General features: G+C 74.7%; 12 protein-coding genes. 3 read left to right on the top strand and 9 right to left on the bottom strand.

All coding sequences use genetic code 11. The features are described 5' to 3' along the window. The first annotated feature begins 40 nt into the window (after nucleotides 1–40). Complete coding sequence (locus tag ACIQWA_RS06110; protein ID WP_402478732.1) at nucleotides 41–6,898, top strand: amino acid adenylation domain-containing protein; 6,858 nt, start codon at nucleotides 41–43, stop codon at nucleotides 6,896–6,898. 89 nt (nucleotides 6,899–6,987) lie between these two features. Continuing rightward, nucleotides 6,988–8,118 (top strand): acyl-CoA dehydrogenase family protein, encoded by a 1,131-nt coding sequence (locus ACIQWA_RS06105; protein ID WP_402478729.1) that lies wholly within the window; start codon nucleotides 6,988–6,990, stop codon nucleotides 8,116–8,118. A gap of 336 nt (nucleotides 8,119–8,454) precedes the next feature. Here ACIQWA_RS06105 and ACIQWA_RS06100 read toward each other — a convergent pair whose 3' ends face one another. The 9 genes from ACIQWA_RS06100 to ACIQWA_RS06060 all read right to left on the bottom strand — a co-directional run bounded on the left by ACIQWA_RS06100 (nucleotide 8,455) and on the right by ACIQWA_RS06060 (nucleotide 17,962). Next, the gene (locus ACIQWA_RS06100; RefSeq protein ID WP_402478726.1) at nucleotides 8,455–8,991 is read right to left on the bottom strand and encodes a cysteine hydrolase family protein; all 537 of its coding nucleotides are present in this window, start codon (nucleotides 8,989–8,991) and stop codon (nucleotides 8,455–8,457) included. 50 nt (nucleotides 8,992–9,041) lie between these two features. Beyond that, the gene (locus ACIQWA_RS06095; protein WP_402478723.1) at nucleotides 9,042–10,070 is read right to left on the bottom strand and encodes a 3-oxoacyl-[acyl-carrier-protein] synthase III C-terminal domain-containing protein; all 1,029 of its coding nucleotides are present in this window, start codon (nucleotides 10,068–10,070) and stop codon (nucleotides 9,042–9,044) included. A 35-nt stretch (nucleotides 10,071–10,105) separates the two neighbouring features. Next, nucleotides 10,106–11,764, bottom strand: a complete 1,659-nt coding sequence (locus ACIQWA_RS06090; RefSeq protein WP_402478720.1) for an FAD-dependent monooxygenase — start codon at nucleotides 11,762–11,764, stop codon at nucleotides 10,106–10,108. A gap of 101 nt (nucleotides 11,765–11,865) precedes the next feature. Further along, nucleotides 11,866–12,873 (bottom strand): 3-oxoacyl-ACP synthase III family protein, encoded by a 1,008-nt coding sequence (locus ACIQWA_RS06085; RefSeq protein WP_402478717.1) that lies wholly within the window; start codon nucleotides 12,871–12,873, stop codon nucleotides 11,866–11,868. A 206-nt stretch (nucleotides 12,874–13,079) separates the two neighbouring features. Beyond that, entirely contained in the window at nucleotides 13,080–13,547 is a 468-nt protein-coding gene (locus ACIQWA_RS06080; protein ID WP_360237695.1) for a MarR family transcriptional regulator, read from the bottom strand. A 45-nt stretch (nucleotides 13,548–13,592) separates the two neighbouring features. Next, nucleotides 13,593–14,099: a MarR family winged helix-turn-helix transcriptional regulator gene (locus ACIQWA_RS06075; protein ID WP_402478714.1), complete on the bottom strand. Its 507-nt coding sequence runs from the start codon at nucleotides 14,097–14,099 to the stop codon at nucleotides 13,593–13,595. 102 nt (nucleotides 14,100–14,201) lie between these two features. Next, complete coding sequence (locus ACIQWA_RS06070) at nucleotides 14,202–15,173, bottom strand: aldo/keto reductase (RefSeq protein ID WP_360237691.1); 972 nt, start codon at nucleotides 15,171–15,173, stop codon at nucleotides 14,202–14,204. Between the two features lie 91 nt (nucleotides 15,174–15,264). Next, entirely contained in the window at nucleotides 15,265–16,215 is a 951-nt protein-coding gene (locus ACIQWA_RS06065) for an aldo/keto reductase (protein WP_360237689.1), read from the bottom strand. A 184-nt stretch (nucleotides 16,216–16,399) separates the two neighbouring features. Continuing rightward, nucleotides 16,400–17,962 (bottom strand): MFS transporter, encoded by a 1,563-nt coding sequence (locus tag ACIQWA_RS06060; RefSeq protein WP_402478709.1) that lies wholly within the window; start codon nucleotides 17,960–17,962, stop codon nucleotides 16,400–16,402. Between the two features lie 315 nt (nucleotides 17,963–18,277). Between ACIQWA_RS06060 and ACIQWA_RS06055 the strand changes: the two genes are divergently transcribed. Further along, nucleotides 18,278–19,078 carry an AfsA-related hotdog domain-containing protein gene (locus ACIQWA_RS06055; RefSeq protein WP_360237685.1) on the top strand — a complete coding sequence of 267 codons (801 nt, stop codon included), beginning with the start codon at nucleotides 18,278–18,280 and terminating at the stop codon, nucleotides 19,076–19,078. Nucleotides 19,079–19,094: the final 16 nt, after the last annotated feature.

The following is a 19,094-nucleotide window of genomic DNA, read 5'->3' as shown; positions in this document are numbered from 1 at the left end:
CTCCCCTCTCTCTCCCCCCCCACGCAAGGACCGATCCGCCATGGCAACAGCAGCAGCACCGGCAACAGCATCAGCACCGGCAGCGGCGCCGACAGTGGCACCGGCGCCGGCCGCCGACGAGAAGCTGCTCGGCTACCTCAAGCGCCTCACCGTCGACCTGCACCAGGCCCGCGAGCGCCTGCGCGAACTGGAGGAGGGCGGCCGGGAGCCGATCGCCATCGTCGGCATGGCCTGCCGCTACCCGGGCGGCATCGACTCGCCCGAGGCCCTGTGGCGGCTGCTGGCCTCCGGTGGGGAGACCGTCGGCGCGTTCCCCCGGGACCGCGGCTGGGCGGAGGGCCTGCACGACCCCGCCGACGGCCGGGGTCCGAGCCTGACCGGCTCCGGCGGCTTCCTGCGCGACGCGGCCGACTTCGACGCGGCCTTCTTCGGCATCAGCCCGCGCGAGGCGCTGGCCATGGACCCGCAGCAGCGGCTGCTGCTGGAGACCGCCTGGCGGGCCTTCGAGGACGCCGGGATCGACCCGGATTCGGTGCGCGACAGCGAGACCGGGGTGTTCACCGGGCTGTCCTGCCTGGACTACGGGCAGGGGTGCGGCGAGGTGCCCGAGGAGGCGGAGGGCTTCCTGACCACCGGCTCGGTGGGCGGCGCCGCCGCCGGCCGGATCTCGTACACGCTGGGCCTGCGCGGCCCCTCGCTGACCGTGGAGACGGCCTGTTCGTCCTCCCTGGTGGCGCTGCACCTCGCCGTGCAGTCGCTGCGCCGCGGCGAGTGCACGATGGCGCTGGCGGGCGGTGCGACGGTGATGTCCACCCCGCAGCTGTTCACCGAGTTCACCCGGATGCAGGGGCTGTCGCCGGACGGCCGATGTCGCCCGTTCTCGGCGCAGGCCGCGGGCAGCGGGCTCGCCGAGGGCGTGGGCGTGCTGCTGGTGGAGCGGCTGTCGGACGCCCGGCGGCTGGGCCACCCGGTGCTGGCCGTGGTGCGCGGCAGCGCGGTGAACCAGGACGGTGCCAGCAACGGCTTCACCGCGCCCAGCGGCTCGGCCCAACAGCGGGTCGTCCGGCAGGCGTTGGCCGACGCGCGGCTCTCGCCCGGCGACGTCCAGGTGGTGGAGGCGAGCAGCACCGGCACCCCGCTCGGCGACCCGATCGAGGCCCGCGCCCTGCTGGCCGCCTACGGGCGCGACCGGGACCCAGGGCAGCCGCTGCGGCTCGGCTCGCTCAAGCCCAACATCGGGCACACCCAGGCGGCGGCGGGCGTCGCCGGGGTGATCAAGACCGTGCTGTCGCTGCGGTACGGGAGGCTCCCCGCCACCCTGCACGTCGCCGAGCCGACCCCGCACGTGGACTGGTCGGCGGGCGCGGTCGAGCTGGTCGCCGAGGCGTGCGACTGGCCGCCGAGCGCGGGGCCCCGGCGGGCCGGGGTGTCCTCGCAGGGCATCACCGGCACCAACGCCCACGTGATCATCGAGGAGGCCCCGGCCGCCCCCGCGGCGGGCGAGCGGACCGCGCCGGACCGTCCGGAGCTGCTCACCCTGTCGGCGAAGACCCCGGCCGCCCTCGCCGAACTCGTCGCTCGCTACGTCGAGTTGCTCGACACCGATCCCGCCGGCCGGTCGCTCGCGGCGCTCTGCCGGACCACCGGCCTCGGACGGGCGCACTTCCCCCACCGGCTCACCGCCGTCGCCTCCTCCACCGCCGAGCTGCGCGGCCTGCTCGCCCGGACCGGCCCGGACGGGGCGCTGCCCGCCGGGGTCCGCCGCGGGGCCCGGACCCCGGAGGGCGCCCGCGGGCCGGTGTTCCTGTTCACCGGCGGCCCGGACGGGCAGTTCGCCGATGCGGCGGCCGAGTTGGCCGCGACCGAGCCGGTCTTCCGCGACGCCCTGGAGCGGTGCGCGGAGGAGCCCGGCGCCCGGCCCTCGGCGTTCGCCGTCCAGTACGCGCTGGCCGAGCTGTGGCGGTCCTGGGGCGTGCAGCCCGCCGCCGTCCTCGGGTACGGCGCCGAGGGCGAGGCGGTGGCCGCCTGCGTCGCGGGCATCGGCGCCGTGAGCCCGGCGGAGGCGCTGCGGGCGGCGCGCGCGACCGCCCCCGTCTCCGCCGCCGACGCGGACCGGCGGTTCGCCGAGGGCCTCGCCGCGCTGCTGCGCGAGGGGCACCGCGGCTTCGTGCTGCTCGGCCCCGCCTCCCCGCTGCTCGACCGGGCCCGGGCGGAGGCCGGGGACGCCGGGTTCCTGCCGTCGCTGCGCGCGGGGGAGGAGGCCCGGCGCACCCTGCTGGACGGCCTCGGCGCGCTGTACGTCCGGGGTGCCCGGATCGACTGGGCGCGGGTGCACGGCCAGCCGGTCGGCCCGCCCGTGCCGCTGCCCGGCTACCCGTTCCAGCGCGAGCGCTACTGGCTCTGGAACGGCAGCCCCCGGCCGGAGGGGACGCCGGCGCACGGCCGTGGCGGGCCGCTGGTCGCGCAGGTGCGGCTGGTCGGCGCCGACGGCACGCCGGTGGCCCTGGCCGAGGGCGTACGGCTGGAGCCGGTGCCCGGTGCCGATCGCCCCGAGCAGTCCGTACCGAGCGAGGCCGTACCGGGGCAGCCCGCGCCCGGGGACCAGGACGTCGACGTCGCCGAGCTGGTGGTCGGCATCGTCGGCCGGGCGCGCGGCGCGGCCGTCACCGGCGAGGACCTGCACCGGCCGCTGCGCAGCCTCGGCGCCGACTCGCTGATCGCGATGGACATCCGGCAGACCCTCGCCCGGCGGCTCGGCGTCGACCTCCCGCTGCCCGAACTGCTGGACGGCCGGAGCGTGGCCGAGCTCGCGCAGCGCGTCCAGGCCTCGTACGGCGGCGCAGCCGCCACCACCCCGGCGGAGCGGCCCGGTGCGGCGCTGGTCGCCGACCCGGCGGCCCGGTACGAGCCGTTCCCGCTCACCGACCTCCAGCAGGCCTACCTGGTCGGCCGGACCGACGCCTTCGAGCTGGGCAACGTCGCCACCTCCTTCCTGGTCGAGCTCGACCTCACCGACACCGACCTCGACCGGCTCGCCGCCGCCCTGCGGCAGCTGATCGACCGCCACGACATGCTCCGCGCGGTGGTCTCCCGGGACGGCTACCAGCGGGTGCTCGCCGAGGTCCCCGCGTACCGGATCGCCACCGTCGACCTGCGGGCCCTCGACGTGGCCGAGCGGGCGGAGCGCCTCGCCGAGACCCACCGGGAGCTGCGCGACCGGGTCTTCGACACCGAGGCCTGGCCGCTGTTCGACGTCCGGGCGAGCCTGCTGGACGACCGCACCACCCGGCTGCACCTCACCTTCGACGCGCTGATCGTCGACGGCCGCAGCTCCGGCGTGCTGTTCCGGGAGTGGGCGCAGGCCTACCGCGACGGCGCCCCCGCGACGCCCGCCCCCGGCGTCAGCTACCGCGACTACGTGCTCGCCGCCGCCCGGACGGACGCCGAGCGGCGCGCGGACTCGCTCGCCTACTGGCAGGCCCGCCTCGCCACCCTGCCGTCCGCGCCCCGGCTGCCACTGCGCCCGGGGGCGCTACCGCGCCGACCGGTGTTCACCCACCGCACGGCCCGGATCGAGCCGGCCGAGTGGCAGCGCTTCCAGGCGAACGCCGACGCGGCGGGCGTCTCGCCCTCGGCAGCCCTGTGCGCCGCGTACGCGCAGGTGGTGGGCGCCTGGAGCGAGTCGCCGCGCTTCACGCTCAACCTGCTGGCGTTCCACCGGCGGCCGCTGCACGAGGACGTCGCCCGGGTCCTCGGCAACCTCAGCACGACCACCCTGCTGGAGGTCGACGCCGCCCCCGCCGAGTCCTTCGCCACCGGCGCCCTGCGGCTCCAGCACCAGCTGCTGACCGACCTCGACCACGGGTACGTCAGCGGCGTCGAGGTGCTGCGCGAGCTCAACCGCACCCGGGGCGGGACGGGCCTGGCGAGCATGCCCGTGGTGTTCACCAGCACCATCGGCTTCTCGGCGCAGGACGCCTCCGGCGAGGGCGGCGGTGCCCTGACGGCGCTGACCGGGCTCGGCCGCTCCGGCCGACTGGCCTCCAGCTCCGTCCGCACCCCGCAGGTCTGGCTCGACCACCAGGCCCTGGAGGAGGCCGGCGAACTGGTCCTGAACTGGGACGTGGTCGAGGAGGTGTTCCCCGACGGCGTGGTCGACGCCATGTGGGAGGCCTACCGGGAGCTGGTCCGGGAGCTGTGCGGCGAGGGGGCGTGGCGTCGACCGGCCGCCGTGCCCGTGCCCGCCACCGACCTGGCCCTGCGACGGGCCGTCAACGCCACCGACGCCCCCGTCCCGGCCGAGCTGCTGCACGACGGCTTCCTGCGGCAGGCCGCGGCCCGGCCGACCGCCCCCGCCGTCATCACCGCCGACCGGACGCTGAGCTACGGCGAGCTGGACCGTCGCTCCGACCGGATCGCCCGCCGGCTGATCGCGCACGGCGCGGGCCCGGGCGTGCCGGTCGGCATCGTGACGGACAAGGGCTGGGAACAGGTGGTCGCCGCGCTGGGCGTCCTCAAGGCCGGGGCCGCCTATGTGCCGGTGGACGCCGCGATGCCGGCCCGCCGGCTCCGGATGATCGTCGAGACCGCCGGCATCGGGCTGGTGCTGACCCGCTCGGCGCTCGCGGACACCCTCGAACTGCCGGACGGCACGCGCTCGTTGAACGTCGACACCGAGTCGGCAGACGGCGTCGGCACCGGCGACGGCCTCCCGCTGCCGCCCTCCCCGGCCCGGCCCGAAGACCTCGCGTACGTCATCTTCACCTCGGGCTCCACCGGCGTCCCCAAGGGCGTGATGATCGAGCACACCGGCGCCGTCAACACGATCCGGGACGTCAACGACCGCTACGGCGTGACCGCCGAGGACCGCGTCCTCGCGCTGTCCGCGCTCAACTTCGACCTCTCCGTCTACGACGTCTTCGGCCTGCTCGCCGCCGGTGGCGCCGTCGTGCTGCCCGACGAGGCCGCGCGGCGCGAACCCGCCGCCTGGCTGGAGCTGGCCGAACGGCACCGGGTGACGGTCTGGAACAGCGTCCCCGCGCTGATGGAGATGTTCACCGAACACCTGCGGGCCGTCGGCGGCACACCCCCGCTGCGCCTGGCGCTGCTGAGCGGCGACTGGATCCCGGTCACCCTCCCCGAGGCCGTCGCCGAGCTGCTGCCCGGCACGCGGGTCCACGCCCTGGGCGGCGCGACCGAGGCGTCCATCTGGTCGATCCAGCACCCGGTCGAGCGGACGGACCGGGAGCGGGCGAGCATCCCGTACGGCCGGCCGATGCGCAACCAGCGCTTCCACGTGCTGGACGAGGCGCTGCGGCCGCGCCCGGCCCTAGTCCCCGGCGACCTGTACATCGCCGGCACCGGCCTGGCCCGCGGCTACCTCGGCGACGAGGCCAGGACCCGCGCCGCCTTCCTCCACCACCCGGTCACCGGGGAGCGGCTCTACCGCACCGGCGACCTCGGCCGCTACCTGCCGGACGGCGAGATCGAGTTCCTGGGCCGCGCGGACTTCCAGGTGAAGATCCAGGGGCACCGGATCGAGCTCGGCGAGGTCGAGGCCGCGCTGCTGCGCCTCCCGGGCGTCCGGGCGGCGGCCGCGGTGGCCGAGGGCGAGCGGGGCGGGCCCCGACGGCTGGTCGGGTACGTGGTGGCCGACACCGCGCCGGCCGAGGACTCCGAAGGCTTCGAGGAGGAACTGCGCACGGCACTCGGCCGGGAACTGCCCGGCTACATGGTGCCCGCCCGGATCGTCCGGCTCGACGAACTGCCGCTGACCGACAACGGCAAGGTGGACCGCCGCCGGCTGCCCGCGCCGCCGGAGTCCGCCCCGCGCTCCGCCGCGACCGTCCCGCCGCGCGACGCCGTCGAACGTCAACTCGCCGGGATCTGGGCCGAGTTCTTCCCGAGCACGGCCGCCCGGGAGCTCGGCGTCACCGAGGACTTCTTCGACCTCGGCGGCGACTCGATGCTCGCGGTGCGGATGATGGCCCGGATCCACCGGGCGACCGGGCGCTCGCTCCCCGTCGCCACCCTGCTCGCCCGCCCGACCGTCGCGGCGCTCGCCGAGGTGCTGCGCGAGCGGCCCGGCCCGGCCGCCGACGAGGCCCGGGCCGCGCTGGTCCCCGTCCGGGCCGCGGGCAGCCGGCCGCCGCTGTTCCTGATCCACCCGGTCGGCGGCGACGTGCTCTGCTACGCCGGGCTCGCCGCCCTGCTGGACACCGAGCAGCCGGTGCACGCCCTCCAGTACCCCGACCCCGATCCCGCGCCGCGCAGCGTGGCCGAGCTGGCCGCCCACTACGTGGACGCGATCACCGAGCGCTTCCCGAACGGCCCGTACCGGCTCGGCGGCTGGTCCATGGGCGGGGTGCTCGCCCTGGAGGCCGCCGCGCTGCTCACCGCCCGGGGCGCCACCGTCGAACTGGTCGCGGCCGTCGACCTGCTGGAGCCGCCCGGCCCGGCCGGGCCGCAGTCCGACGTGGCCCTGCTGGCCCGCTTCGCCCGCGACCTCGCGGGGCTGGCCGGACGCGACTGGCACCCCGGCCCGGAGGACTTCGAGCCCACCGGCGACCGCACCCCGACCGAGGAACTGCTCACCAGGGCCCGGCAGGCGGCCGTCCTCCCGGACGACGTCGACCCCGCCACCCTGGACCGGCTCGCGGGCCGCTTCCTGCACCTCAGCCGTGCCCTGGCCGAGCACCGGCCCACCCCGTACCGGGGCCGGGTCAGGCTGCTGCGCGCCATGGACGGGGCCACCACCGGCACCACCCGGCAGTGGCTGGACCTGCTCGGCGACCGCGCCGAGGCCGTCGACCTGCCCGGCGACCACTACAGCGTCATGCGCCCGCCCCACCTCCAGACCCTGGCGGCCGAGCTCGACAAGGCGCTGAACGACCTGTGACCGACACCCACCGGATGAACCGGACGGAACCGATGAACCGGACGAAGCCGACGGACCGGCCGGACCGGCCGAGCTTGGAGGACGAGCGGATGACCGTCGTCGAACTGCCGCCCCGGGCCCCCGAGTCGGGGCTCACCGCCGACGACGTACTGGAGCGGGTCCGGGCCTACGCCGCGACCCTGCCGGCCCGCGCGCCGGAGGTCGAGCGGCAGGGCCGGATCCCGGCCGACCTGCTCGACGGCCTCCGGGCCACCGGGCTGCTGCGCGCCGCCCTCCCGCCCGCCCTGGGCGGGGTCGAGCTGACCGCGCCGCAACTCACCCGGGCCGTCGACCTGTTGGCCGAGGGCGACGCCTCGGTCGGCTGGTGCGCCGCCGTCGCGCTGAACGCCTCGCTCGCGGTGGTCTCGCTGCCCGCCGAGGTGTTCGCCGAGCTGTTCCCGGACCCTGACCTGATCACCGCCACCGTGCTGCCGCCGCTCGGCCGGTCCGCCGCCCACGACGGCGGGTACCTGCTCTCCGGCCGGTGGCCGTCCGCCAGCGGGATCACCCACGCCGACCGGGTGCTGGCCGGCTTCCTGACGCCCGACGGCGCCCCGCGGGTCGCCGTCCTGGACGCCGCGGACGTCCGGGTGCTCGACACCTGGCACACCACCGGGCTGCGCGGCACCGGCTCCCATGACTTCGAGGTCACCGACCTGTTCGTCCCGGACCGGCACACCTTCACGCCCCCGGCGGCCGGCGCCCCGCAGCCGCTCCACCTGCGCGCCGACAACCTCGCCCTCAAGATGGCCGGCGTCCCGCTGGGCATCGCCCGCTCCGCGCTGAGCTGCGCCCGGGAGCTGCTCACCGCCCGCGGCCCGGCCCTGCCCAGGCCCTCCGCCCCGGCCGAACTCGCCCACGCCGAGGCCCTGATCGGCGCCGCCGACGCCTACGTCTACACCACCCTGGACCGGGCCTGGGCCGCCCAGGCCGCGGGCCGCGCCCCCGAACGCGGCACCGCCGCCCTCGCCCGCCAGTACGCCCACCGCGCCTGCCGGGAGGCCGTCCAGCACCTCTACGACCTGGTCGGCGCGGCGGCCGTCTACACCGAGCGCACCCCGCTCGACCGCTGCCTGCGCGACGTCGTCACGGCCGGCCGGCACGTCGCCTCCGCCGAACGCATCCTCGACGCCGTCGGCGAGCTGCGCCTCGGCGGCGACCCCTCCTCGCCCCACCTCTGACGGTGCGGTCGGACGGCGCCGACCACATCCGGACAACTGCGCACCGGGGGGCCGGGGCGCGATCCGGCCCGGAGCGCGGGTGGAGGATTCGCGGAGTACCTGAGGCATTCATGGCCGCCGTCCCCGGACGGCGGCCATCGTCGTCGCCGAACGGCGGGCATTGTCGTCGCCGAACGACGGCCGCCGAACGAGGCCGCTGGACGAGGCCGCCGACGCAGAAGCGCTCGGCCGGGAAACCCGGCCGAGCGCTCGGACGAAGTGATCAACGGCGGTAGGACACCGCCCGCGCACCGCTGCGGCCCCCGGGCGGGGGCTCGGCGGCGACGCGCGGGCGGGTCAGACCGCGGGGGTGAGCAGGGAGTCGGTGCGGGTGACGGTGACGCCCATGCGGTGGAAGGCGTCGACGGCGGCGGTGTGGCCCTGGGGGGAGAGGGCGGCGACGGCGTCCTCGACGACGGTGGTGGGGTAGCCGAGGTTGACGGCGGTGCGGACGGTCTCGCCGACGCCGTACTCGGTGGCGATGCCCGCGACGACCAGGTCGGTGGCGCCGAGGCGGTTGAGCCGGTCGGCGAGGTCGGTGCCGGCGAAGGCGTCGATGCCGTACTTGGTGACGACCTCGTTGCCGGGGCGGGCGGCGACCTCGGGGGCGAAGCGGTTGAAGGCGGAGTCGGGTCCGCCGTCACTGCCGTCCATCCGGGCGTAGCGGACCAGGACGACGGGCCGGCCGGCGGCCTCGAAGGCGGTCTTGAGCCGGGCGGCGGAGCGGACCACCTCCGGGCCGCTGAGCGGGGCGACCGGGCGGCTGACGATCCACTGCTGGAGGTCGACCAGCACCAGGACGGTGCCGGGGGTGAGGGCGGGGGTGTCGGGCATCGGGGTTCCTCGGTGGTCGGTTCAGTCGGTGACGGGTGGCGGCCGGTCGCTCACTCGGCGGCGACGAGCAGGGCGGTCCAGGTGAAGCCGGCACCGGCGCTCAGCAGGACGGCGATCCGGCCGGGTTCGAGCAAGCCGCGGGCGTGCAGGTGGGCCAGGCCGGCGGCGGCGTCGCCCGCACCCAGGTGGCCGGTGCGGGTGCCCAGGTCGAGCACCTCGACGCCGGTCAGCCCGAGGCGGTCGACGGCCGGGAGGTAGGCGGTCTCCAGGACGGTGCGGCCGAGCCGGGGGAGCAGCAGGTGGCTGAGCCGGGGGTCGTCCGGGCCGAGGCCGGCGTCGGCGAGGGCGCCGCGGACGGCCCGGGCCACGCCCTCGCCCGCGGTGGCGGCGAAGTGCGGGCCGAGGCCGTCGCCCAGGAAGGCCTTCTTGGTGCGCCGGATGTCGAGGGTCTCGCCGTTGGCGCGGGGTGCGGCGGAGAAGGCGTCGTGGCCGCGGTGCATGGACTCCAGGTCGGGGGCGGCGGCGGTGTGCGCGGCGAGCAGCCGGTACGGGCCGCGCTCGCGGTCCAGCACGAGCGCGGTCGCGCCGTCCCCGTACGCGACCCCGTAGTCGCCCTGCCAGCGGTCGAAGCCGGGGGCGGCGAAGCGGTCGCCGGTGGTGACCAGGGCCCGCTCCAGGGCCGGGTCGGCGGCCAGCCGGACGGCCGCCAGCTCGACGGCGGTGGCCCCGCCGTTGCACATCTGCTGGACGCCGAGCGGCACCGCCCGTACGGCGCCCGCGTGTTGGGCGACGTAGTGGGCGGGGGACCAGAAGTCGTGCCCCTGGTGGTAGATCCAGGCGTGGACGACCAGGCCGATGGACTCGGGCGGGCAGCCGGCCTCGCCGATCGCCTTGGCGGCGGCGAGGACGGCCATCTCGGGGCCCGACGGGCCGTCGCTGACGGGCAGTTCGAGGTAGCCGTCCTTGGCGGCGTTCTCGGCGGTGACCCGGCCTCCGGCGACGGCCGCCGCCGCGGTGTCCGTGGTCGGGGGGAGCCAGTCGACCACGGCGGCGATCCGGGGCGGTGGGTCGAAGCGCATCGGGGCGGTCCTTAGGGGAGGGTCGGCGGGCGGGGTCAGCGGGCGGGGTGGTGCAGGGCCTCGTCCAGCAGGGCGGTGATCCGGTGCGCCTCGTGCAGCGGGAGCCGGGTGTGGACGTGCTGGTCGGGGCGGACCAGCACCACGGAGCCGCGGCCGGAGCCGCGACCGGCCGTACGCCCGGCGCCGCGCCCGGCGCCGTGCGGCCGGGTGCCCGGGCCCGGCTCGGCCGGCGCGCCGTCGTGCAGGGTGCCGGTGGCGTCCAGCACCCGGACGTCCAGCAGCCCGGGGTGGCGCTTCTCGGCCTCCGCCAGGGCGCGGGCGACCCGCGGCGGCAGGGCGGTGCCGGGCAGCTCGACCAGCAGGGTGTGCTGGAGGTCGGAGACGGCCTCGCGCAGCGACAGCCGGCGGCCGAGCCGGCGGTCCCAGACCTGCCGGTCGGGGGTGAGCGCCCCGGGCACGAAGCGGTGGCCCCAGAGCTTCCAGCTGCGCAGCCTGGTCTCCCGGCCCTCGCCGTAGACGGTGCGCAGGCCAGCCAGCCAGGGGATGTAGTCGAGGTCGAACAGGCCGAACCGGGAGGCGGCCGAGGCGGCCCGGTCGCGGGCGGTGACCTGGGCGGGCTTGCGCAGCAGCCAGGCGCGGGTCTGGAGGTCTGCCTGGCGGACGACGGCGCGGGCGACCTGGGTGCGCTCGGTGTGGTAGCTGTCGAGCAGCGGGGCGCCGGCCTCGCCGCGCCAGACCAGGGCGAGCTTCCAGGCGAGGTTCTGGGCGTCGGTGACGCCGGTGTTGAGGCCCTGGCCGCCGGCCGGGCTGTGGATGTGCGCGGCGTCGCCGACCAGGAACACCCGGCCCTCGCGGTAGCGCTCGGCGTGCCGGGCGTGCACCGCGAAGGTGCTGGTCCAGGCGGAGTCGCGGAGGGTGAGGCCGCCCGGGCCGCGCTCGTCCACGACCTGCTGCATCAGTTCCAGGGTGGCGTCCTCGGGGGCGAGGCCGGGCGGGAGCGAGGTGAAGACCCGGGAGCGGCCGCCGGGCAGGCCGATGATCACCAGCACGCCGCGCGAGGAGCAGAAGTAGTGGGCGGCGTCGTGCTTGAGCGGGCCGTCCACGTAGGCGTCGACCAGCATGAAGGTGTTGGGGTAGGTGAGGCCCTCGAAGCTGAGGCCGAGCAGCTCCCGGACGGTGCTGCCGGCCCCGTCGCAGCCGAGGACGTACGCGTACTCGGCGCTCCGCTCGGTGCCGTCGGCGCCGCGCAGCACGGCGACCACGTGGTCGGGGTGCTGCTCCAGCGCGGTGAGCGAGGTGCCGCGTTCGACCTCGCCGCCGAGCCGGGTGACGGCGGCGCCGAGCAGGTCCTCGATCTCGGGCTGCGGGAGGATCACCGGCTGGGCGCGACCGGTCAGGTCGAGCGTGGCGATCGGGCGGCCCTCGGAGTAGTAGTGGAAGGCGTCGACCGGCAGGCTGCGGGCGGCGGTGCCGGCCGGGTCGGCGAGCCGGCGCAGCACCTCCAGGGTGCGCGGCCAGACCAGCAGGGCCTTGGTGAGCGGGGAGGGCGCCGGGGCGCGGTCGACCAGGTGGATGTCGACGCCGCGGCGCAGCAGTTCGGCCGCGGAGGTGAGTCCGACCGGGCCGGCGCCGACGATCAGTACGGGCCGTCTGCCGGTGGGACGGGGGGCGGTGGGGTCGGCGCTGCTGGTCACGTCTCTTCTCTCGTACGGGTGTCGGGCGGGTGCCGGCCGGTTGCGGTGCGGGTTCCCGTCGTCGTCAGGGGTGGGCGGTGTGCCCCGGTGGGGCGCCTGGGCTACGCGGCGGCGTGCCAGCGCAGCAGGCTGCTGCCGATCGACATGCCGCCGCCGAAGCCGGAGAGCAGCACCAGTTCGCCGTCGCGCAGGGCGCCGGCGCGGTTCGCGGCGTCGAGGGTGATCGGGACGGAGGCGGCGCCGGTGTTGCCGTACTCGGCGACGGTGAGGTGGGTGCGGGCGCGGTCCAGGCCGAGCGAGGGCAGGATCTCGGCCAGCATCTGGCCGTTGGCCTGGTGCGGCACGAAGTGGTCGACCTCGGCGCCGGTGCGGTCGGCCCGGCGGAGCAGTTCCTTGACCGTGAACGGCAGCCGCTCGGTGACGAACTCGCGGACCTCGCGGCCGTTCATGGCGAACCAGTGGGCGCCCTCGGCCAGGCTCTCGGGCGAGGCGGGTCTGCGGCTGCCGCCGGCCGGGACCCGGATGGTGCGGTGGTGCTGCCCGAAGGTCTCCAGCAGGGAGCTCTCGATGCCGTAGCCGGCCGGGACGGGGCCGAGCACGACGGCGCCGGCGCCGTCGCCGAACAGGACGGCGGTGCGGCGGTCGGTGGGGTCGATGATCCGGGAGTAGACGTCGGCGCCGATCACCAGGGCGTGGCCGCCGTCGGCGATCAGGCGGTGGGCGGTGTGCAGGGCGAAGGCGAAGCCGCTGCAGACCGAGTTCAGGTCGAAGGCCGCGGCCTGCTCGGCGCCGATCAGGTCCTGCACGATGGCGGCCGTGGCGGGCTGCGGGTGGTCGGGCGTGGAGGTGGCCACCACGATGTGGTCGAGCTGGCCGGGGCGGATCCCGGCGTCGGCGAGGGCGGCCCGGGCGGCGTGCGCGGCGAGGTCGGAGGTGGCCTCGCCCTCGGCGGCGTAGCGCCGCTCGCTGATGCCGGTCTTGCGGTGGATCCACTCGGCGGTCACACCGGCCCGGGAGCCGACCAGGGTGTTGTCGACGGCGTTCGCGGGCAGGTGCGACCCGGTGCCGAGGATGCCGATGGACGTCGCGTGCTGCTGCGCTGTCTGCATGATCGATACAGTATCAGAGGCCTGACTTAGGTCAATGCCTTGTCCAGTATCGCAATGTTAATGAGTAGGTGAACCATCGGCTGTATCCGAAGCATGGGCGTCCGGCCCCGGAAAAGGGAAAGGCCGCCCCCTCGGCGCCCCGGGTGGTGATCGGGCGTCCAGGGGGCGGCCTTCCGCCCTGCCTCGCAGTGCTGCCGCGGTGCGGCTCAGTCGGTCTTGCGCAGAGCCGCCGCGGAGCGTTCCAACAACTCGCGCAGCTGGGCCTGCTCGGAGTCGTCGAAGGCGTCGGTGAGTCGCTTCTCGACCCCGCGGGCCAAGGTGTCGGCCTTCTTCGCCAAGGTGCGGCCGGAGCGGGTGAGCTTGGCCACCAGCACCTTCTGGTGCACGCTCGACGTCTCACGGGTGATGAGGCCCTTGTGTTCCAGGTTGGTCAGGATCGTGGTCATGGTCTGCGGCGTGACCATGCACTCCCGGGCCAGCTGCGCCCCGGACATCCCGGAGGACTGTTGGAGCACGAGCAGGGTCACGTACTGCGGAACCGTCAGGTCGACGGTGCGCAGCGCGCGCGTCTTCTCGCCGATCAGCGCCTGCTCGGCCCGCTTGATGGCATGGCCCAGGCGGTCGTGGAAATCGAGCGGAGCTGAGTTCGGCTGGTTGGAGCTGTTATCGGTCACAGTGATCGCATCCCTGGCTGCCCCCCACGGCGGATTATTCGGACTTTAAGGTACATCAGTGGGCTGATCAGTCGCTACGTACGAACTGATCCGCGCCGACGGGTCGGCCTCCGGTGCGGACACCGCTGCCACGGCGCGCCGCAACAGTGAGCGGAAAGCCACCACCTCCTCCGCCAGGAACGAGCTGACCAGCTGCTGTTCGGCCGTGTGCTCGGCCGCCTCGCCCCGGACGGTCAGGGCCCGCCCCTCCTCGGTCAGCCGCGCGGTGAAGACGTGCGAGTGGACCGAGGAGACCTGCCGGTGGACCAGCCCGCGCCCCTCCAGCGAGGCGAGCCGGGTGGCCATGGTCTGCGGCGTGACCAGGCAGTGCCGGGCCAGCTGCGCCCCGGACGCGTCCGGGTGCTCGGCCAGCACCCGGAGGGTGAGGTACTGCGGCACGGTCAGGCCGACCGTCCGCAGCGCCCGGCCGCGTGCGGCCATCATGGTCTGCTCACACTGTTTGAGGAGGTGTCCCAGCCTTCGGGAGGGGACGTCCTGGTCGGGGGGAGCCACGGGGCCTCCTCTGTGGTCGGAACCTGAAGTGCTACTCAGAACCTTAATACTTCGTAGAGCCCTGAGTTACAACTCGGAGAACGAACTCGTTTGTGGCGCACGTCAGTAGCGGGTTCCGACGGGAGCCGGGAGGGAGTCCAGCACGGAGAGATCGTCGGCGCTCAGCAGGACCTCGGCGGCCGCGGCGTTCTGCTCGATGTGGAGTCGGCGGGTGCTGCCCGGGATCGGCACGACGTGCTCGCCCTGGGCCAGCGTCCAGGCCAGCGCGACCTGGGCGGGGGTGGCGCCGTGCCGGGCGGCGACCTCCTGGATGCCGTCCGAGATCCGCTGGTTCTGCGCCCGCGCCTCCTCCTGGAAGCGCGGCAGCCGGGCCCGGAAGTCGTCCTGGTCCGGCGCGTTCTCGCCGTCGAAGCGGCCGGCCAGGAAGCCCCGGCCGAGCGGGGAGAACGGGACGAAGGCGGCCCCGTTGGCCTTGCACCAGGGCAGCACCTCGGCCAGCGGGTCCCGGCTCCACACCGACAGTTCGGACTGCACGGCGCCGACCGGGGCGATCGCGTGCGCCGCGTCCAACTGGGTGGCGGACACCTCGCACAGGCCCAACTGCACGATCTTGCCCGCCTGCTGGAGCTCGGCCAGGGCGCCCCAGCTCTCCACCAGCGGGACCCTCGGGTCGACCCGGTGCAGGTAGTAGACGTCGATCCGGTCGGTGCCCAGCCGGCGCAGCGAGCCCTCCACCGCGGCGCGCAGGTGCTCCGGCCGGCCGTCGGCGGACACCTGCACCGAGCCGAGGTGGGACTCCGGGCCGGCCTTGAGGCCGCCCTTGGTGGCGAGCACCACCTGCTCGCGCAGCCCGCCGCGGAGCGCCTCGCCGAGCAACTCCTCGTTGGTGAAGGGGCCGTAGAGGTCCGCGGTGTCGAGCAGGGTGATGCCGAGGTCGACGGCGTGCCGGATGGCGCCGATCGACTCCTCGGTGCTCTGCAGCTGGGAGGTGTAGACCCAGTTCATCCCCATGCAGCCGAGGCCGATCGGGCCGACGGCCGGTCCCTCGGCGCCCAGGGTGCGCTGCTGTGCCATGAAGTCTCTCCTTGTGGTTGGTGCGGATTCGCGGGGGGCGTGGGGGCGGGGGTGGTGAAGCCGCTTGGGGCAGACGGTGGGTGACCGGGCGTCAGTACCGCGAGCCGACCGGGGCCGGCGCGGAGTCCAGCTCGGTCAGGTCGGCGTCGGACAGCCGCAGGTCGGCCGCGCCGGCGTTCTCGGCGAGGTGGCCGAGCCGCTTGGTGCCGGGGATCGGGACGACCTGCTCGCCCTGGGCGAGGGTCCAGGCGAGGGCGACCTGCCCCGGGGTGGCGCCGTGCCGCTCGGCGACCCGTCGCAGGGTCTCGACGATGGCGAGGTTGGCGGCGAAGGCCTCCCGGGCGAAGCGCGGGTTGGCGGTGCGGTAGTCGTCCGGCGCGAAGGCGTCCGGGCTGGTGTAGCCGCCGGTGAGGAAGCCGCGGCCGAGCGGGGAGTACGGGACGAAGGCGGCGCCGTTGGCCTCGCACCAGGGCAGCACGTCGGCGAGCACCTCCCGGCTCCACAGCGACAGTTCGGTCTGCACGGCGGCGACCGGGTGGACGGCCTGTGCGGCTGCCAGCTCCTCGACGCCGACCTCGGAGAGGCCGATGCCGCGGACCAGGCCGGCCTCGACCAGCTCGGCCATCGCGCCCCAGGACTCGGCCAGCGGGACGTCCGGGTCCACCCGGTGCAGGTAGTACAGGTCGACGTGGTCGGTGCCGAGGCGCTTGAGCGAGGCGCGGATCGAGGCGTGGATGTGCTCGGGGCGGCCGTTGCGGTACATCGGCCGGTCCGGCTCCTGGACCAGCCCGACCTTGGTGGCCAGCACGGCCTGCTCGCGACGGCCGGCCAGCGCCCGGCCGAGCAGCTCCTCGTTGGTGAAGGGGCCGTAGACGTCCGCGGTGTCGATCAGGGTCATGCCCTGGTCGAGGGCGTGGTGGACGACCTCGACCGAGGCGGCCTCGTCGTAGCCGCCGGTGGTGTAGAAGTCGGTCATCCCCATGCAGCCGAGGCCGATGGCTCCGACGTCGAGGCCGGTGGGGCCGAGGTGGCGGCTGTGCATGATCTCTTCCTTCGCGGTGGTTCGGGGGCGGGGGTGCAGGGGGTCCAGCGGGTGCGGGAGGTGCGGGAGGTGCGGGAGGTGCGGGAGGTGCGGAGGCGGAGCGGTCCGGGCGGGGCGGCGGGTTCACCGCGCCCCTCCCGGACCGGTCGCTCGGGTCTGGCGGTCAGTTCCGTCGCGGTGGGCGTCAGCGCCCGGCGCCGACCGGCTCGGGGGCCTGGTCGGCCTCCGGGGCGGTCACCGCGGCCGCGGCGGCCTTGCGGTCACGGAGCATCACGGCGATCAGCGGGGCGCTGAGCGCGGCCACGCCGGCCAGGATCCACAGCACGGTGCGCAGCGCGTCGGTGTAGCCGTCGGCGAGGAAGGTGTGGAAGGCCTGGCGGCCGGCCTCGGCGACGCCGGACTCCGGGTCGGCCAGGTTGCCCTGGGCGACCTTGGCGGCGAGGCCGTCCGGGTTGCCGGTGAAGCCGCTGCCGTAGGAGTCGAGGTTCGTGGAGACGTTGGAGCTGACCAGGCTGACCAGGACGGAGCCCATACCGGCGATGGCGATCGCCTCGCTGGCCAGGCGCATGGTGTTGAACATGCCCGCGGCCATACCGGCCCGCTCCGGCGGGACGGAGCCGATCGCGGCGCCGTCCAGCAGGCCGAAGGAGATGCCGACGCCGGTGCCGATGATCAGGAACGGGCCGATCAGGCCGGCCACGCCGATGCCCGGGTGGATGGTGGTGAGCCAGGCGGCGCCGCCGGCGACCAGCAGCAGGCTGACGGCCAGCAGGGTGCGGACCGAGATCTTCTGGGCGAGGCGACCGGCGATGATCGGGAAGACCAGCACGGGGGCGGTGAGCAGCAGCATCACGGCACCGGCCTCGGAGCTGCTGAACCGGTTGGCGCCCATGAAGTAGGAGGGCAGGAAGACCAGCAGGCAGACGAAGCCGAAGGCGAGCGCGACGGGGACGAAGCAGATCGCGACGAAGCGGCCCTGGGTGAACAGGGTCATGTCGAACATCGGGCGCTCCTGGCGCAGTTCGACGACCACGAAGAGCGCGAGCAGCAGCACGAAGCCGGCCAGCAGGCCGAGCACGACGGGGCTGGTCCAGCCCTGCTGGGGGCCCTCGACCATGGCGAGGGTGACCAGCGCGAGGCTGGTGGTGAAGGTGATGGTGCCGCCCCAGTCGACGCCGCGCGCGCCCGGGTCACGGGACTCGGTGATCCGCGGCAGGGCCAGCAGCAGCGCCAGGTCGATCGCCGCGTGCAGCAGGAAGACCGAGCGCCAGCCGAAGGAGGAGACCAGCAGGCCGGAGGTGGAGGGGCCGAGGGCGAGTCCGACGCCGAAGGACGAACCGAGGACGCCGAAGGCCTTGGCCTGGGCCGGGCCGGAGAAGGTGGTGGCGAGCACCGCGCTGCCGGCGGTGAGCACCGCGGCGGCGGCCGCGCCGGCCAGCAGGCGGGCGCCGTCCAGCAGGTAGATGTTGCTGCTCAGGCCGCTGACCAGGGAGCAGAGGCCGAAGAGCGTGATGCCGATGCCCAGCATTCTGCGGCGGCCGACCAGGTCGGCGATGGCGCCGCAGGCGAGCATGAAGCTGGCGAAGGTCAGGTTGTAGCCGTTGACCACCCACTGGAGCGGTCCGAGGCCCGCGCCCAGATCGGTGGCGATCTTCGGCAGGGCCACCGAGGCGCCGGTGAGCGAGGCGGGGAGCAGCCCGCCGGCGATGCACACCGCTGCGAGCGTGGTGCGTGGGTAGCTCTTCATGGGTCGAGGACTCCGATGATGTCGATGGTGTCGATGAGTTCGATTAGCAGCAAGAACCCTGTTCGGTATCAGGGTTCTTACTCATGACAGAGGACGCTATAGGTTCGCCGCGGCGGGCGTCAAGACGGTCGGTCGTCCGGGATCGGGATTCTTGGTGAAGTCTTGATATGAGACAGGGTCGTAAGCTGTCTACGAATACTGATACTGTCCTGGCAGCTGGCCTCCCGTCAGGAAGGCGGGAGAGGGCTGCAATTCAAGCCTTTTGCCTGTTCAGAGACGCGCGCCACGCGCACTTCATGTGATGGGGGCATTGACATGACGCATCGAACCGATGTTCTGTACCTGGTCGGCGACCGCTTCGGCGCACTGGCCGCGAACGACGGAGTGGCCACCGCGGGTGGGTTCGTCAAGGAGCTGCGGGCGGGGCGCTACAGTGACCCCGAGCTCCGTCTGACGCTGATCAACGGCCAGGGCATGAGCTCCTACGAGTGGGACTGGGTGGCTCGTGAGATCGCCCGCTACGGTGCGGCCGAGCGCATCTCGGTGCCCGAGCTGCAGCCGAGCCTGGCCTGCCGGGACGAGGCGCACAAGCACCGCGAGCAGAACGTCCTGATCGCCGGCCTGCGCCAGATCGACGCGCTGCGCTACCAGGCGGACCTGAGACTGGACAACGACAACGAACTGCTCCTGGACCACACCACCGGCCAGCACATCCAGGGCATGATCATCATCGAGGCGGCGCGGCAGATGTTCCTGGCCGTCACCGAGCGGTTCTACGCCTCGGCCTGGCCGGAGCGGCAGTACTACTACGTGATCAAGAGCTTCGACACGGACTTCGAGAACTTCCTGTTCCCGCTGGACGCCACCGTCGACTACGAGATCCTCAGCGCGAGCATCGACAACCCCGAGCGGCTGTCCTTCGGCGTCGAGATCGCCGTCCACCAGGGCGGCGCCCGCGCCTCGCTCTCCCGGGTCGAGTTCACCGCCTTCGAGAGCGACGTGATCTCGCAGAAGGAGGGCAAGCGCGCGGCCCGCACCGTCGAGCAGGTCCGCCTCGCCCGTACCGAGCAGGAGCAGGAGCGGGACGGCGAGCTGGCCTCCGCCGGCTCGCGCTGACCGACCCGACCGGATC

The organism is Kitasatospora sp. NPDC098652 (assembly GCF_044760155.1).
Lineage (GTDB): Bacteria > Actinomycetota > Actinomycetes > Streptomycetales > Streptomycetaceae > Kitasatospora.
This window is presented reverse-complemented; position numbering and strand designations above follow the sequence as displayed.

Excerpts from the sequence above, each read along its gene's own strand:
- ACIQWA_RS06055 (WP_360237685.1), top strand. The coding sequence starts at position 18,278 with ATGACGCATCGAACCGATGTTCTGTACCTGGTCGGCGACCGCTTCGGC.
- ACIQWA_RS06085 (WP_402478717.1), bottom strand. The coding sequence starts at position 12,873 with ATGCAGACAGCGCAGCAGCACGCGACGTCCATCGGCATCCTCGGCACC.
- ACIQWA_RS06060 (WP_402478709.1), bottom strand. The coding sequence starts at position 17,962 with ATGAAGAGCTACCCACGCACCACGCTCGCAGCGGTGTGCATCGCCGGC.
- ACIQWA_RS06100 (WP_402478726.1), bottom strand. The coding sequence starts at position 8,991 with ATGCCCGACACCCCCGCCCTCACCCCCGGCACCGTCCTGGTGCTGGTC.
- ACIQWA_RS06070 (WP_360237691.1), bottom strand. The coding sequence starts at position 15,173 with ATGGCACAGCAGCGCACCCTGGGCGCCGAGGGACCGGCCGTCGGCCCG.
- ACIQWA_RS06105 (WP_402478729.1), top strand. The coding sequence starts at position 6,988 with ATGACCGTCGTCGAACTGCCGCCCCGGGCCCCCGAGTCGGGGCTCACC.
- ACIQWA_RS06095 (WP_402478723.1), bottom strand. The coding sequence starts at position 10,070 with ATGCGCTTCGACCCACCGCCCCGGATCGCCGCCGTGGTCGACTGGCTC.
- ACIQWA_RS06110 (WP_402478732.1), top strand. The coding sequence starts at position 41 with ATGGCAACAGCAGCAGCACCGGCAACAGCATCAGCACCGGCAGCGGCG.
- ACIQWA_RS06065 (WP_360237689.1), bottom strand. The coding sequence starts at position 16,215 with ATGCACAGCCGCCACCTCGGCCCCACCGGCCTCGACGTCGGAGCCATC.